The following is a 13,868-nucleotide window of genomic DNA, read 5'->3' as shown; positions in this document are numbered from 1 at the left end:
GGGGAGGCTGTCAGCGCTCGGGACGGATGCAACCGGGTCGGCGGGAGAACGGCGGGGCCAGGCGCGGTGTCGCGCCATTTGCTGCGGCGAACAGGGCCTGCCCCCTCCCCGGCCCTCCCCCGCAAGCGGGAGAGGGGGTAAGGGCGGCGCGTTCAGTGCGCTCCGCCCCGGTCGCGACCGTGCCTCACACCAGCATCTTGCCCTCGTCGGTGATGGCCTCGTCGAGGTCGATGGCCATGTCGCCGAGGATCATCTCGTTGTGGGCGCGGCCCGACGGGATCATGGGGAAGCAGTTTTCCTGCTGGTCCACGATGCAGTCGAAGATCACCGGGCGCTTCACGTTGATCATCTCCTGGATCGCCGCGTCGAGGTCGCCGGGCTTCTCGCAGCGGATGCCCACGCCGCCGTAGGCGTCGGCCAGCTTCACGAAGTCGGGCAGCGCTTCCGAATAGGAGTGGGAATAGCGCCCGCCGTGCAGCAGTTCCTGCCACTGGCGCACCATGCCCATGTAGCGGTTGTTGAGGATGAAGACCTTCACCGGCAGGTCGAACTGCACCGCCGTGGACATCTCCTGCATGTTCATGAGGATGGAGGCCTCGCCCGCGATGTCGATGCACAGCGCGTCCGGATGGGCCTTCTGCGCGCCGATGGCGGCGGGCAGGCCGTAGCCCATGGTGCCGAGGCCGCCGGAGGTCATCCAGCGGTTCGGCTCCTCGAAGCGGAAGAACTGCGCCGCCCACATCTGGTGCTGGCCCACTTCCGTGGAGATGTAGACGTCCTTGTCCTTGGTGGCCGCATACAGGCGCTCGATGGCGAACTGCGGCTTGATGATCTCGTCCGAGGGGCGATAGGCGAGGCAGTTGCGCGCGCGCCAGCGCTCGATCTGCGCCCACCAGGCGGCGAGCGCCGGCTGGTCGATCTTCAGCGACCTTGCGTTCCAGGCCTCGACCATGTCGGCGAGCACGCGGGTGCAGTCGCCGATGATGGGCAGGTCCACCTTCACGTTCTTGTTGATGGAGGACGGGTCGATGTCGATGTGGATCTTCCTGGAGCCCGGCGCGAAGGCGTCGAGGCGGCCGGTGATGCGGTCGTCGAAGCGCGCGCCGATGCAGACCATCACGTCGCAATCGTGCATGGCCATGTTGGCTTCATAGGTGCCGTGCATGCCCAGCATGCCCAGCCACTGCCGGTTCGCCGCCGGGAAGGCGCCGAGGCCCATCAGCGTCGAGGTGACCGGCACGCCGGTGAGGCGCGCCAGCTCGCGCAAAAGGCGGCTCGCCTCCGGCCCGGAATTGATGACGCCGCCGCCGGTGTAGAAGATGGGCTTCTTCGCGCCCGCGATCATCTCCACCGCGGCGGAGATCTGCGCGTCCTCGGCCTTCAGCTTGGGACGGTAGGTCTTGTGCTGGATGTTCTCGCGGCCGATGTAGGTGCCGGTAGCGAACTGCACATCCTTGGGGATGTCCACCACCACCGGGCCGGGACGGCCGTTCTGCGCCACATAGAAGGCCTCGTGCAGCACGCGCGCGAGATCGTTCACGTCGCGCACCAGATAATTGTGCTTGGTGCAGGGCCGGGTGATGCCCACCGTGTCGCATTCCTGGAACGCGTCATTGCCGATGAGGTGGGTCGCCACCTGCCCGGTGATGCAGACCAGCGGAATCGAATCCATCAGCGCGTCGGTGAGGCCGGTGACCGCATTGGTGGCGCCGGGGCCGGAGGTGACCAGCACCACGCCGACCTTGCCGGAGGAGCGGGCATAGCCCTCCGCCGCATGCACCGCCGCCTGCTCGTGGCGCACCAGGATGTGCTCGATGTGGTTCTGGTGGAACAGGGCGTCATAGATCGGCAGCACCGCCCCGCCCGGATAGCCGAAGAAGTGCTCGACCCCCTGGTCGGCGAAGGCCCGCATCACCATTTCGGCGCCGGTCATCTGGATGCTCATGGTCTGCAACTCCATCGGGGGCGCCTTCGGCCCCGCCGGGCTCAAGCCGGCAAATCCTGCATCAACGCCGGCCTTGCCGGCATCTCGGTCACGAACGGCGGCCGGTGCCGGACGCCGAAGCCCTTCAGGGCCAAGGCCCTTCAGAAACGACGAAGGGGCCCGAAGGCCCCTCGTCACGCGCCACCTCGTCTGCCGCAGCCCTCAGGCTGGACAAAAAGTGGCGCGCCACCCTACGAGAAGAATAACGATCTTGCGCATGTGGGCGCTGTCCCTTTCAAAAGTTGCGCGAAGCTACCCATGCGCAGGCCGCACGTCAAGCGCTGCCATCCGCCGCCCCTGTCACATTTTACAAGTCTGCTGACCAGAGCGGATCCGAGGTGAACCCTCTGCCGCTTGCAAGAGCTTCGCGAAAGTCACCCACGGCCGGTGCAGGAAGCCGCTCCCCACTCCCGCAAGGGGAGAGGGGAGGACGGCCGCTCAAGGACCTTTCGCAGGGCTCTCTTGAGAGAGAGTAAGAAGAGTCGCCCGCCGGGCTGAAAAATTCCGTTAGGGAACGAATGATAGGCTCTGTTCGCCATCCGCCCCGATATTGCCCCATCTTTGGGCTGTGTATATCACCACAAGGTTCCGCAGGGGTGGAATGAGGAGGGGCTCGGCCTCATGAAGAAACTGACGCTCGCATTCGCCACATCGGCCGTACTGGTCGGGACCGCGCTGTCGACAGGCGCTGCCCTGGCGGATTGCCAGAGCGATGTCGCCTCCGTGCGCGGGGAGCTGGAAGAGAAGGGCAAGGCCCTGCAGGCCGCCATCAAGAAGAAGGCCGACCCGCAGACCCTGTGCCCGCTGTTCCGCGCCTACACCGCCTCCGAGGCCAAGTGGGTGAAGTTCCTGGGCGACAACAAGGACTGGTGCCAGATTCCGCCCCAGGCCATCGAAAATGCCGCCGAAGGCGCCAAGAAGGCCGTGGGCGTCCGCAACAAGATCTGCGAAGCCGCCGCCAACGGCGGTGCCGCGCCCGGCGGCGGTGCCGCCAAGCCGCCGCCGCAGGGCTCCCTGTCGAGCGCGCTCGGCATCACCACCGGCTACAGCCTCGGCTCGCAGAAGAGCGGCGGCGTGTTCGACACGCTGAACGGCAACGCGCTGAAGTGAGGCAGTCGGATTGCCCTCAAGTTCCAGCGATGGGGCGATGACCCCACCCGTCGCCGACGCTGCGCGCGGTAATTGGGTCGATCGTTTCGCGCCCCTGCGCGTGCGTCCCTATCTGCGGCTCGCCCGGCTTGACCGGCCCATCGGCTCCTGGCTGCTGCTGCTGCCGTGCTGGTGGTCCACCGCGCTCGCGGCCATCGCCGACGAGGCGCCCTATCCCGATCCCTGGCTCCTGATGCTATTCGCCATCGGCGCCGTGGCCATGCGCGGTGCCGGCTGCACCTGGAACGACATCCTCGACCGCAAGATCGACCGGCAGGTGGCGCGCACCCGCAACCGTCCCGTCGCCTCGGGGGCCGTGAGCGTGCCGGCAGCCTTCGCCTTCCTGGCGGCGCAGGCCCTCGTCGGCCTCGCGGTGCTGCTGTCCCTGCCCCATTTCGCCATCGTCACCGGCCTCGCGTCCCTGGGCGTGGTCGCTGTTTACCCCCTGATGAAGCGCGTCACCTCGGTGCCGCAGCTCATCCTGGGCATCGCCTTCTCGTGGGGCGCGCTCATGGGCTGGGCCAGCGTGATGCGCACCATCGCCGACCCGGCCCTGCTGCTGTTCGCCGGCTGCGTGCTGTGGGTGTTTGCCTACGACACCATCTATGCCCACCAGGACAAGGAGGACGACGCCATCGTGGGCGTGCGCTCCACCGCGCTGCTGTTCGGCCGCAGTACCGCCCTCGTGGTGGCGCTCTGCTATACTTTAGTAGTGGTGCTGTTCGGCATCGCCCTCCTCTCGGTGCCGTCCGGCCCGTTCGCGGTGATGGGCCTGATCGGCTTCGCCCTGCATCTGGCCGGGCAGGTGCGCCGGCTCGACATCGACGACGGCGCGCGCTGCCTCGCCGTGTTCAAGTCCAACCGCGACGCCGGCCTGATCCTGTTCGCGGGCCTTGCCCTCGACACCCTCGTGCCCAACACGCTCGCGCCGCTTCTGCCTTAGGGCGGTTTCGAGCGAAGTGGGCACCGGTTCGCGTGAAGAAAACGCGCAAACTCAATAATCCAGAACGTGTGCCGCGCGCCGGTGCGAGCGGAAAGCGCCCTCGGCGGGGCGTGGCATTGACGCAGTGCAGCACGAGTCATCTTGCCTCCGGGCGCCGACGCCCCTATGTGGCAGGACCATGAGCGTCGAGCCCACGCGCGGCCCCGACGGGCCTGACCCCGCCCCCCTGGCGCGCCAGCTCACCGAGACGGTGACGGCGGCGGGAGAGATCGCGCTCGCCATGTTCCAGGCCGGCGTGAAGTCCTGGACCAAAGGCAACAATTCCCCCGTCACCGAGGCGGACATGGCGGTGGATGCCTTTCTCCACCGGCACCTCACCGCGCTGGATGCGGGCATCGGCTGGCTTTCCGAGGAATCCGCCGATGGCCCGGCGCGCCTCGGCGCGCGCCGGCTGTGGGTGGTGGACCCCATCGACGGCACCCGCGGTTTCATGGCCGGCGGCCACGACTGGGCGGTCTCGGTCGCGCTGGTAGAGCAAGGCCGGCCCATCCTCGCCGCCCTGTTCGCACCGGCCACCGGGGAATTGTTCACCGCCGAGGCCGGCCGCGGCGCCGTGCGCAACGGCATCCCCCTCAAGGTGGCGCCACGCCACACCCTCGACGGCGCCAGGGTGGCCGGCCCGCCTGCCGACCTCGACACCCTCGCCCGGCGCGCGCCGGTGGAGCGCCTGCCGCGCGTGCGCTCGCTGGCGCTGCGGCTCGCCCGCGTCGCCACCGGAGAGATCGATGTCGCCTTCGCCGCCGGCAACAGCAATGACTGGGATCTGGCCGCCGCCGACCTCATCGTGCACGAGGCCCACGGCCTCCTGACCACGCGCGACGGCACGCCGCTCACCTACAACGCGCCGGAGCCCCGCCACCCGGAGCTTATCTGCGCCGGTCCCGCGCTTCATGCCGCGCTGGTGGAGCGCGCGCCGCCGCCCCCGTTTTTCAACGCCACTTTAGATCAGCGCTAGTTGGGACAAGCCATGACTGACACGCACAAACAGTTGCCGCACCTCGTTTTCGGCGGTGAACTCATCACCCTCGACGGCTCCGAGTTCAAGGATATCTCCAAGCTCGACATCGTCGGCATCTTCCCCGACTATGCCAGCGCGGCCGCCGCATGGAAGGCGAAGGCGCAGCAGACGGTGGACAACGCCCTGATGCGCTATTTCGTCGTGCACCTGCACCGCCTGCTCGATCCCGAGACCGGCAAGATCCAGGGCAGCTGACGCATCGTCACGCCCGCTCCTGAGGGCGGGACCCATGAGGGGGAAGCGGGCGGGCCACGCAGGCCCGGCCTGTTCTTCCGTCTCCAAGATCGAATAAGAAGGGGCGTCGGCCGGACCCGGTGGGAGCCGCCGGCCGCGCAACCCGGAGCGAAAAGACCAAAAGATGTGGCGCCGACTGAGGACAAACCACGCCTTCAAAGTGGCGGCGGGCACGACGTTCGCGTCCTATTTCAAGCTCGTGGCGCGCACCACGCGGTTCGTGATCGAGCCGCCGGACATCTTCGAGACCATCGACGAGCGCATGCCGGTGATCATCACCTTCTGGCATGGGCAGCATTTCCTGACGCCCTTCGCCATGAAGCCCCACCACAAGGCGAAGGTCCTCATCTCCCGCCACGCGGATGCGGAAATCAATGCCATCGCCGCCGAGAAGCTCGGAGTGGGCACCATCCGCGGCTCGGGCGCGACCTCCCGCAACGATTTTCACCGCAAGGGCGCGGTTTCCGCGACCTATGAAATGCTCGACACCCTGGAACAGGGCATCAACGTGGCCATGACCGCCGACGTGCCGAAGATCGCGCGCCGGGCCGGCATGGGCGTCGTGACCATTGCGCGGTATTCGGGACGCCCTATCATCCCGCTCGCCATGGCTACCCGCAACCACATCACCCTGAAGAGCTGGGACCGCGCCAGCCTCAACCTTCCGTTCGGCCGGGGCGCCGCGGTGGTGGGCGAGCCCATCTTCGTGCCGCGCGAGGCGGACGAGGCGACCATGAAGGCCGCCCGCGACCTGGTGCAGGCCCGGCTTGAGGCCGTGACCGCCCGCGCCGAGGCCATCGCCATCGGAGCCGGCACCGTATGAAGGGTCGCGCCCTGCCCTTGACCCTGCGCCTCTATCGGGGCGCGAGCGCCGCGGCCTCGCTTCTCGCGCCGGCCTGGCTCTCCTACCGGGTCCGCAAGGGCAAGGAAGACCCGACCCGCCTTGCCGAGCGGCGCGGGCACCCCAGCGCCGAGCGGCCCGAGGGGCCGCTGGTATGGGTGCACGGGGCCAGCGTCGGCGAGGTGATCTCGGTGCTGCCGCTGATCGAGCGGCTCGACCAGCGCGGCTTCAAGGTGCTGTTGACCTCGGGCACCCTCACCTCCAGCCGGGTGGCCGAGACCCGCGCGCCGGCCGGGGTGATCCACCAGTTCGTGCCCCTCGATGCCCGCGGCTTCATCGCCCGCTTCCTCGACCATTGGGCGCCCGACCTGGTGCTTCTGGCCGAATCGGAGCTGTGGCCCAACCTCATCGCCGAGCTGGGCCGGCGCGGCACCCCGGTGGTGCTGGTGAACGGCCGGCTGTCCGAGCGCTCGGCCAAGCGCTGGGCCCGCCTGCCCAAGAGCGCCCGCGCCCTGCTATCGCGCATCGACCTGTGCCTGGCCCAGAGCGAGGTGGACGCGGAGCGCTACCGTTCGCTGGGAACACCGCGGGTCGAGATCTGCGGCAATCTCAAGTTCGACGTGCCGCCGCCCGGCGTCGATGCCGCCGAGCTGAAGCGCTTCGGCCTGGCCGTGGGCAAGCGCCCGGTGCTGCTCGCCGCCTCCACCCACGAGGGGGAGGAAGCCGCGATCATCGAGGCCCACCGGATCATCACCTCAAGGGTTCCCGACCTCCTCACCATCATCGCCCCGCGCCATCCCGAGCGCGGTACCGAGGTGGCGGAGCTGGCCGAGGCGGCGGGCCTTGCCCCGCGCCAGCGCGCCTTCGACGAGTGGCCCGACGCCGACACCGGCATCTATGTGGCCGACACCATCGGCGAACTGGGCCTGTTCTACCGCCTCGCGCAGGTGGCCTTCATGGGCGGCTCGCTGGTGGAGCACGGCGGGCAGAACCCCATCGAGCCGGCCAAGCTCGGCACGGTGGTCCTCCACGGTCCCCATGTGTGGAACTTCGCCGCCGTCTATGACGCCCTCGACGCCGCCGAGGGCGCGGCGGAAGTGGCCGACGCCATGGGCATAGCCCGCGCCGCCTATGCGCTGATGCAGGACAGCCAGCTTCAGGGCCAGATGGCCGATGCCGCCTTCGCCACGGTCACGGCGCTGGGCGGCGCGCTGGATCGCACCCTTTCGGCCATCGAGCCCTATCTCATCCAGATTCGCCTCGAGGCCCGCTGACCATGCGCGCGCCCGCCTTCTGGTGGCGCCGTGCGGGTCTTGCCTCCTCCCTGCTCTCCCCCATCGGTGCCGCGGTGGGCGCCATCGCGCTCTCTCGCATGGGCAAGGCCGGCGGGCGGGTGGATGCGCCGGTGCTGTGCATCGGCAATCCCACCGTGGGCGGCGCGGGCAAGACCCCCACCGCCATCGCACTCCTTGAGCGCCTCAAAGCCCGTAGCGCGACGCCGTTCGCCCTGCTGCGGGGCCATGGCGGCACGGCGCGGATGCCGCTGCGGGTCGATCCTGAGATCCATGACGCCGGTGCCGTGGGCGACGAGGCGCTTCTCCTTGCGCGCCACGCCGCCACCATCGTCGCCGGCGGCGCGCGGTGGGCCGGCGCGGAACTGGCGGTTGAAGCGGGCGCAAGCCACATCGTGATGGACGACGGCTTCCAGAATCCGTCCCTGCATAAGGATGTGTCGGTTCTGGTGGTGGATGGAATGGTGGGCGTGGGCAACGGCTGCGTCACCCCCGCCGGCCCCCTGCGCGCGCCGCTCCTGCCCCAACTGGCCCGCGCCGATGCGGTGCTGGTGGTGGGCGACGGCGCCGCCGGGGCCGAGGTGGCGGCGCGCGCGACAGCCGCGGGATGCACCGTGCTGCGCGGCCGGCTGGTGCCCGATCCGGCGGCGGCGGCGGCGTTGCGCGGGGTGCCGCTCGTCGCCTTCGCCGGCATCGGCCGGCCGGAGAAATTCTTCGCGACGCTGGAAGGGGAAGGGCTGACGCTCCGCGCCCGGCACGCCTTCGCCGACCACCATCCGTTCCGCCCCGCCGAAATCGCCCGCCTGGCGCAGGACGCGCGGGCACAGGGCGCCCGGCTGGTGACCACCGAAAAGGACAGGACGCGCCTTGCCGGGCAAGCCTTCGCCGGGCAAGCGTTCGCGGGCGTCCTCGATACCATCGCCACCCTGCCGGTCACCCTCGCCCTGGATGATCCCCATGCGCTCGACGCCTTGGCGGATCTCGCCGAGGCAAGGTGGCAGGACCGTCGCAGGTAAATCCGGACAGCGCAGGATCAGGCCCGGCGCGCGACGAGGGCGCAGGCCGCTACCGTCAGCCAGCCGAGGATCATCAGCGAGCCGCCGAAAGGCGCGCTGCCGCCCAGAAGCTTGACTTCCATCAAGGCCCGCGCCGCCAGATCGCCGGAAAAGAGCAGGGCACCGAGCGCAATGGCGCTCGCGCCCAGTTGCAGAACCACGCGTCCGCGCGCCACCATGAGGCTGAGGGCACAAAGCCCCACCAGGGCGGCGGCGTGGAACAGGAGGAAGTGGGCGGCCGTCTCCAGGTTCGCCCCGCCGCCCACATGGGCCGCGGCGGCAGCGCAGGCGACGCCCGCGGCCCCCATCAGGCCGGCAAGGACAAGAAGACCACGGGTCCAGGGGTTCATGAAGCGGGGTCCGTTGCGGGAAGGGGACGGCAAAATCTCGCCACAGGGTCCGCCACAGGGTCTTGCGGCATCTCGCAGTGCGGCCCCCTCTATAGGGCGGCGGCCGAAGCAGCGAAATGCCGGAATGCTGCGGCATGTGCGAACAGTTCGGGAGATGTGCAGGTCAGTATTTTAAGCCGGCTGGATCCGATCAGGTTGCATCGGGCCGATCGGTGAGGGAGTCTGCGAACGCGTGGAAAGAGAACACGTTGCCCGATCGGCCTGCGATGCAGGCTGGCCGGCGCGGGCTCTTGCGGAGGCGACGAAGGGCTATGCACCCAAAGTCGGCCCCAACACCGCCTTGTGGAGCTTCCTGCCTCTCCCCATAATCCGGCCCAACCAAGGCGGAACAATCCGCCACAAACGAAGGATCGCGGGAAACGCGCCCGCGCGAGGGAGGCAAGAGCATGTCCGACAAGATCTACGACGTTCCCTCCGAATGGGCCCAGAAGGCCTATGTGGACGATGCGCACTATCAGTCCATGTACGCTGCCTCGGTGAACGACCCGGATGCCTTCTGGAGCGAGCACGGCAAGCGCATCGACTGGTTCACGCCCTACACCAAGGTGAAGAACACCTCGTTCGATCCCGGCCACGTCTCCATCAAGTGGTTCGAGGACGGCATCACCAACGTCGCCTACAATTGCGTGGACCGCCACCTCGAGACCCGCGGCGACCAAGTGGCCATCATCTGGGAAGGCGACAGCCCGGACGAGAGCCGCAACATCACCTATCGCGAACTCTCCGCCGAGGTGAACAAGCTCGCCAACGTGCTGCGCAACCGCGGCGTGGAGAAGGGCGACCGCGTCACCATCTACCTTCCGATGATTCCCGAGGCGGCATTCGCCATGCTCGCCTGCGCGCGGCTCGGCGCCGTCCATTCCATCGTCTTCGGCGGCTTCTCGCCGGACAGCCTCGCCGGCCGCGTGGCCGACTGCGGCTCCAAGTGCATCATCACCGCGGACGAGGGCCTGCGCGGCGGCCGCAAGGTGCCGCTGAAGGCCAATGTGGACGCGGCCATCGCCCAGATTCCCGAGGGCGTGGACCATGTGATCGTGGTGCGCCGCACCGGCGGCAAGGTGGACATGACCCCCGGCCGCGACGTCTATTACGACGAAGCCTGCGCCATGGTCACCGACGAGTGCCCGGCGGAGCATGTGAACGCGGAAGATCCGCTGTTCATCCTCTACACCTCCGGCTCCACCGGCAAGCCGAAGGGCGTGCTGCACACCACCGGCGGCTATCTCGTCTATGCGTCCATGACGCATCAATACATCTTCGACTACCACCCCGGTGACATCTACTGGTGCACCGCCGACGTGGGCTGGGTGACGGGCCATTCCTACATCGTCTATGGCCCGCTCGCGAACGGCGCCACCACGCTGATGTTCGAGGGCATTCCCAACTATCCCAGCGTGTCGCGCTTCTGGGACGTGATCGACAAGCACCAGGTCAACATCTTCTACACCGCTCCCACCGCCATCCGCTCGCTGATGCAGGCGGGCGAGGAGCCGGTGAAGCGCACCTCGCGCTCGTCCCTGCGCCTGCTCGGCTCGGTGGGCGAGCCGATCAATCCGGAAGCCTGGGAGTGGTATTACCGCGTGGTGGGCGAGGAGCGCTGCCCCATCGTGGACACCTGGTGGCAGACCGAGACCGGTGGCATCCTCATCACCCCCCTGCCCGGCGCCACCAAGCTGAAGCCCGGCTCCGCCACCCGCCCCTTCTTCGGCGTGCTGCCCGAAGTGGTGGACGCGGAAGGCAAGGTGCTGGACGGCGCTTGCGAGGGCAATCTCGTGATCGCCGACAGCTGGCCGGGCCAGATGCGCACGGTCTACGGCGACCATGAGCGCTTCGAGCAGACCTACTTCTCCACCTATCCCGGCAAGTACTTCACCGGCGACGGCTGCCGCCGCGACGCGGACGGCTTCTACTGGATCACCGGCCGCGTGGACGACGTGATCAACGTCTCCGGCCACCGCATGGGCACGGCGGAGGTGGAAAGCGCCCTCGTCGCCCATCCCAAGGTATCGGAAGCCGCCGTGGTGGGCTTCCCCCACGACATCAAGGGCCAGGGCATCTACGCCTATGTCACCCTGATGGACGGCCAGGAGCCCACCGAGGAACTGCGCAAGGAACTGGTGAACTGGGTGCGCCGCGAGATCGGCCCCATCGCCTCGCCGGACCTGATCCAGTTCGCGCCGGGCCTGCCCAAGACCCGCTCGGGCAAGATCATGCGCCGCATCCTGCGCAAGATCGCCGAGGACCAGTTCGAGAGCCTGGGCGATACCTCGACCCTTGCCGATCCCGGCGTGGTGGAGGACCTCATCCACAACCGCCAGAACAAGCGCGACGCGGCGGCCTGAGCCGCACCGTCCGTGCAAATGAGACCGGCGCCCCTCAGGGCGCCGGTTTTGTTTTGAGAGTAAGACGAAGAAAATGGCCTGGATCAAGAGGAACCATGCGCTTCCCGTCATCGGCAGGCGCTGGAGACTTTCTCGATATAGACAGGGCTCGCCCGGACATTGATCGTGCAAATATAGGTATATTGAGGACAATTTGCCGGAGGACAGTGATTCCGGGTTCGTTCCCCGCTTGACACGACAGTGAATGCGGCGCCGGGATGCTCCCCGCGCAGGATGGCAATGGCATTGTTGCACCATTCAGCCTGACCGTGACCGCCGCCCATCTCTGCTGACTGCCGCGTGACATCAAACTCCCGCTCATAGCGTTCAATGCCATGGCTCGGATCTCGACATGCCTTCGCCTCAGGCGGCGAATTCAGCAACGGCGCAAGCAATGTGATTATGGATATCGCACATTGCCGAGGATCCGTCTTGTACTCGTCGAGGCGCTGGCTGATTCCGTCCCACTGGTCTTGAGAAATTTTGCCGCGGGCTTCAACACCGGCAACCCGCAAGGTCGCTCCTGCGGTCAGGTCGCCCGAGACGTTGAGATAACTTCCTTTGCGGTCCGGCTGAACACACATCTCCCGAACGGAGACTTGAAGCGCAGCGAGATCGCTCCTGTCCAGCGCCCGCGCAATTCCGACGGTCGCAACGCAAATTGCAATGCCCGCCAACGAGATCTTTATTACGTGCATCTGCCCCTCTCCGCCCGTGAGGGTTACAATCTAAGATTGATGCTGGCGTAATTTCAATCAATGAATGAAGCCATGCCACGCAGCCGACCAGGAGTTGAGATTCCAACTCCCCTCATGGCTGTTTGGACAAGCGGAACGGCCGCATGCCAGTAGTGTAGGCGCGGACTATGGCAATCGCGGTGCCGAGACGTTTCTGGCGGTAACGGAACCGCCGTGCCCACCACCCTCAGTGCGTCAGGCCGGCAATGGTGTATTCGCCGGCTTCCACCCGCTCGGCGAGGCGGGTGACGAATTCGGCGCTCGCGGTCTCGCCATAGGTCGCCACAAGACTGCGCAGGGCGGTGAACAGCGCCGCCTGCACCAGGCAGTCCTCGTCCAGTCCCTCGCGCACGGCCTCCACCCACGCATCGTTCAGATAGGTGAGCGCGGCGTGGCGGTCGTCCGCGGCCATGTCAGCGATCTCGGGAAGGGCGATGGCTGGGGTGGGCAAGGTCGACACGGCAAGGCCTCCGCACCGCGAAAATCATGCGGCGCTCCGCATTCTCTAGCATGCCGCGCGCGGGCGTTCAGGGGAGTTCTGACCAAAAGGTTAACGCCGGACCTCCAAAGTGTTTTCTTCACCCGAACCGGCATCCCATCGCTCGAAAGCGCTCTAGTTTCCGCCGTAGCGCACCACGATGTCGTGGGCGAGGCGCGAGCCTTCGTCGAGCTGGCGTTCCACCGCCACCCGCGCCGCCGGCGTGCAGGCGCGGTAGACCTCCGCATAGCTCGAATAGCCGCGGTTGAAGCTGGATATGATCTTCATCCGGCGCGTCTCGGAGGGCTGCTCGGTATCGATGAGCGCCTGCATCTCGGTACGCCAGCGCTGCCCTTCGGCGGCAACGCCGCACAGGGGACGCAGATAATGCAGCGCGCCGAGGATCTCCGCGAGCCGCATGAGGTCCGAATCATAGGGCGGCGGGGCGCCCTCGGTCGGCCCCGCGGCGCGGGCCGGAGAGGAGAGCGCGAGCGCGCCAGCAGTGAGAAGAACGAGGATGCGCATGACCTTGCCGTTTCCGCACCCACTCCTGCGGCGCGGCGGGCGCAAGGTCAAGGCTCGATGACGAGGCGCGCCGCCTCGGCAACCACCTCGGCAAGCCCCTCGGTGGTGGGCAGCGCGACCACCTCATGGGGGCGGAACCAGCCCACCTCGGCGGCCTCCGCGCCCGGCTGCGGCTCGCCGGCACGCCAGCGGGCGGCGTGGGCGATCACCACGAAATGGGCGGTAAGCTCCCCTTCCTTGTCGCGGATGATGATGTCGCGCGCGGCGGCGAGCCCGACGATGTCTGCGGTCACGCCCACTTCCTCCATCACCTCGCGCACCGCAGCCTCGGCCAGGGTCTCGCCGGGCTCCACCCGCCCGCCGGGCAGGCTCCACAGGCCGGCGCCGGGATTGGCCGCGCGGCGGGCGAGCAGCACCAGCGGGCCGCGGAACACGGCAGCGCTGGCCGCCAGAGTCGGGCGCACGGGCGGGCGCGGCGCGGCGGCGGGCGTCTGCGGCGAAAGGGTCTCGGTCATGGCAAAGCTCGCACTGGATTGGCTCGCACTGGATTGGCTCACACTGAAAAGGCTCGCGCTGGGAAGGCTCGGCCTGAACGGCTCGAAACCCGGGGACAGGCGAAATGGCTCGGCCCGCCCGTGACGGGCGGCTTGTCGTGGATCGGCGGGAGCTTACCCTTCCCGGCAACGTGGAGCACGCGATTCGTGACGGCCGAGATGAAGGACCAGGTCCCCCCATCCGAGGACGCCCCCCCGCCCGAGGCA

The 13,868-nt window shown here is 67.9% G+C and carries 14 protein-coding genes; 8 read left to right on the top strand and 6 right to left on the bottom strand.

Annotated features, from left to right (window positions below):
• Nucleotides 1-184 precede the first annotated feature (184 nt).
• Complete coding sequence (locus K9U41_RS17670) at nucleotides 185-1,945, bottom strand: acetolactate synthase 3 large subunit (RefSeq protein ID WP_282642192.1); 1,761 nt, start codon at nucleotides 1,943-1,945, stop codon at nucleotides 185-187.
• A 660-nt stretch (nucleotides 1,946-2,605) separates the two neighbouring features.
• Here K9U41_RS17670 and K9U41_RS17665 point away from each other — a divergent pair.
• From K9U41_RS17665 to lpxK, 7 genes are all read left to right on the top strand, one after another.
• On the top strand, nucleotides 2,606-3,094 hold the full coding sequence (locus tag K9U41_RS17665) for a hypothetical protein (protein WP_282642191.1): 489 nt from the start codon (nucleotides 2,606-2,608) through the stop codon (nucleotides 3,092-3,094).
• A gap of 37 nt (nucleotides 3,095-3,131) precedes the next feature.
• Nucleotides 3,132-4,076: a 4-hydroxybenzoate octaprenyltransferase gene (gene ubiA / locus K9U41_RS17660; protein WP_282642190.1), complete on the top strand. Its 945-nt coding sequence runs from the start codon at nucleotides 3,132-3,134 to the stop codon at nucleotides 4,074-4,076.
• Nucleotides 4,077-4,254: 178 nt separating this feature from the next.
• Complete coding sequence (locus tag K9U41_RS17655; RefSeq protein ID WP_282642189.1) at nucleotides 4,255-5,091, top strand: 3'(2'),5'-bisphosphate nucleotidase CysQ; 837 nt, start codon at nucleotides 4,255-4,257, stop codon at nucleotides 5,089-5,091.
• A gap of 12 nt (nucleotides 5,092-5,103) precedes the next feature.
• The gene (locus K9U41_RS17650) at nucleotides 5,104-5,349 is read left to right on the top strand and encodes a DUF4170 domain-containing protein (RefSeq protein ID WP_282642188.1); all 246 of its coding nucleotides are present in this window, start codon (nucleotides 5,104-5,106) and stop codon (nucleotides 5,347-5,349) included.
• Nucleotides 5,350-5,512: 163 nt separating this feature from the next.
• Nucleotides 5,513-6,211, top strand: a complete 699-nt coding sequence (locus tag K9U41_RS17645; RefSeq protein WP_282642187.1) for a lysophospholipid acyltransferase family protein — start codon at nucleotides 5,513-5,515, stop codon at nucleotides 6,209-6,211.
• A complete protein-coding gene (locus K9U41_RS17640) occupies nucleotides 6,208-7,503 on the top strand; it encodes a 3-deoxy-D-manno-octulosonic acid transferase (RefSeq protein ID WP_282642186.1) in 1,296 nt (431 codons plus the stop codon). Before K9U41_RS17645 ends, K9U41_RS17640 begins: the two co-directional genes overlap by 4 nt.
• A 2-nt stretch (nucleotides 7,504-7,505) precedes the next feature.
• Entirely contained in the window at nucleotides 7,506-8,537 is a 1,032-nt protein-coding gene (gene lpxK / locus K9U41_RS17635) for a tetraacyldisaccharide 4'-kinase (protein WP_282642185.1), read from the top strand.
• Nucleotides 8,538-8,554: 17 nt separating this feature from the next.
• On the opposite strand, the gene K9U41_RS17630 is transcribed toward lpxK, so the two are convergent.
• A complete protein-coding gene (locus K9U41_RS17630) occupies nucleotides 8,555-8,926 on the bottom strand; it encodes a DUF423 domain-containing protein (protein WP_282642184.1) in 372 nt (123 codons plus the stop codon).
• Between the two features lie 446 nt (nucleotides 8,927-9,372).
• Between K9U41_RS17630 and acs the strand changes: the two genes are divergently transcribed.
• Nucleotides 9,373-11,328, top strand: a complete 1,956-nt coding sequence (gene acs / locus K9U41_RS17625; protein ID WP_282642183.1) for an acetate--CoA ligase — start codon at nucleotides 9,373-9,375, stop codon at nucleotides 11,326-11,328.
• A 107-nt stretch (nucleotides 11,329-11,435) separates the two neighbouring features.
• Here acs and K9U41_RS17620 read toward each other — a convergent pair whose 3' ends face one another.
• The 4 genes from K9U41_RS17620 to K9U41_RS17605 all read right to left on the bottom strand — a co-directional run bounded on the left by K9U41_RS17620 (nucleotide 11,436) and on the right by K9U41_RS17605 (nucleotide 13,622).
• On the bottom strand, nucleotides 11,436-12,065 hold the full coding sequence (locus K9U41_RS17620; protein WP_282642182.1) for a hypothetical protein: 630 nt from the start codon (nucleotides 12,063-12,065) through the stop codon (nucleotides 11,436-11,438).
• 226 nt (nucleotides 12,066-12,291) lie between these two features.
• The gene (locus tag K9U41_RS17615) at nucleotides 12,292-12,564 is read right to left on the bottom strand and encodes a hypothetical protein (RefSeq protein WP_282642181.1); all 273 of its coding nucleotides are present in this window, start codon (nucleotides 12,562-12,564) and stop codon (nucleotides 12,292-12,294) included.
• Nucleotides 12,565-12,717: 153 nt separating this feature from the next.
• Nucleotides 12,718-13,107, bottom strand: a complete 390-nt coding sequence (locus tag K9U41_RS17610; protein ID WP_282642180.1) for a TIGR02301 family protein — start codon at nucleotides 13,105-13,107, stop codon at nucleotides 12,718-12,720.
• Nucleotides 13,108-13,154: 47 nt separating this feature from the next.
• Nucleotides 13,155-13,622, bottom strand: a complete 468-nt coding sequence (locus K9U41_RS17605; protein WP_282642179.1) for an NUDIX hydrolase — start codon at nucleotides 13,620-13,622, stop codon at nucleotides 13,155-13,157.
• Nucleotides 13,623-13,868: the final 246 nt, after the last annotated feature.

The sequence above is a fragment of the Xanthobacter autotrophicus genome, from assembly GCF_029991245.1.
GTDB lineage: Bacteria > Pseudomonadota > Alphaproteobacteria > Rhizobiales > Xanthobacteraceae > Xanthobacter > Xanthobacter autotrophicus_C.
This window is presented reverse-complemented; position numbering and strand designations above follow the sequence as displayed.

Excerpts from the sequence above, each read along its gene's own strand:
- K9U41_RS17670 (WP_282642192.1), bottom strand. The coding sequence starts at position 1,945 with ATGAGCATCCAGATGACCGGCGCCGAAATGGTGATGCGGGCCTTCGCC.
- K9U41_RS17665 (WP_282642191.1), top strand. The coding sequence starts at position 2,606 with ATGAAGAAACTGACGCTCGCATTCGCCACATCGGCCGTACTGGTCGGG.
- ubiA (WP_282642190.1), top strand. The coding sequence starts at position 3,132 with ATGACCCCACCCGTCGCCGACGCTGCGCGCGGTAATTGGGTCGATCGT.
- K9U41_RS17655 (WP_282642189.1), top strand. The coding sequence starts at position 4,255 with ATGAGCGTCGAGCCCACGCGCGGCCCCGACGGGCCTGACCCCGCCCCC.
- K9U41_RS17650 (WP_282642188.1), top strand. The coding sequence starts at position 5,104 with ATGACTGACACGCACAAACAGTTGCCGCACCTCGTTTTCGGCGGTGAA.
- K9U41_RS17645 (WP_282642187.1), top strand. The coding sequence starts at position 5,513 with ATGTGGCGCCGACTGAGGACAAACCACGCCTTCAAAGTGGCGGCGGGC.
- K9U41_RS17640 (WP_282642186.1), top strand. The coding sequence starts at position 6,208 with ATGAAGGGTCGCGCCCTGCCCTTGACCCTGCGCCTCTATCGGGGCGCG.
- lpxK (WP_282642185.1), top strand. The coding sequence starts at position 7,506 with ATGCGCGCGCCCGCCTTCTGGTGGCGCCGTGCGGGTCTTGCCTCCTCC.
- K9U41_RS17630 (WP_282642184.1), bottom strand. The coding sequence starts at position 8,926 with ATGAACCCCTGGACCCGTGGTCTTCTTGTCCTTGCCGGCCTGATGGGG.
- acs (WP_282642183.1), top strand. The coding sequence starts at position 9,373 with ATGTCCGACAAGATCTACGACGTTCCCTCCGAATGGGCCCAGAAGGCC.
- K9U41_RS17620 (WP_282642182.1), bottom strand. The coding sequence starts at position 12,065 with ATGCACGTAATAAAGATCTCGTTGGCGGGCATTGCAATTTGCGTTGCG.
- K9U41_RS17610 (WP_282642180.1), bottom strand. The coding sequence starts at position 13,107 with ATGCGCATCCTCGTTCTTCTCACTGCTGGCGCGCTCGCGCTCTCCTCT.
- K9U41_RS17605 (WP_282642179.1), bottom strand. The coding sequence starts at position 13,622 with ATGACCGAGACCCTTTCGCCGCAGACGCCCGCCGCCGCGCCGCGCCCG.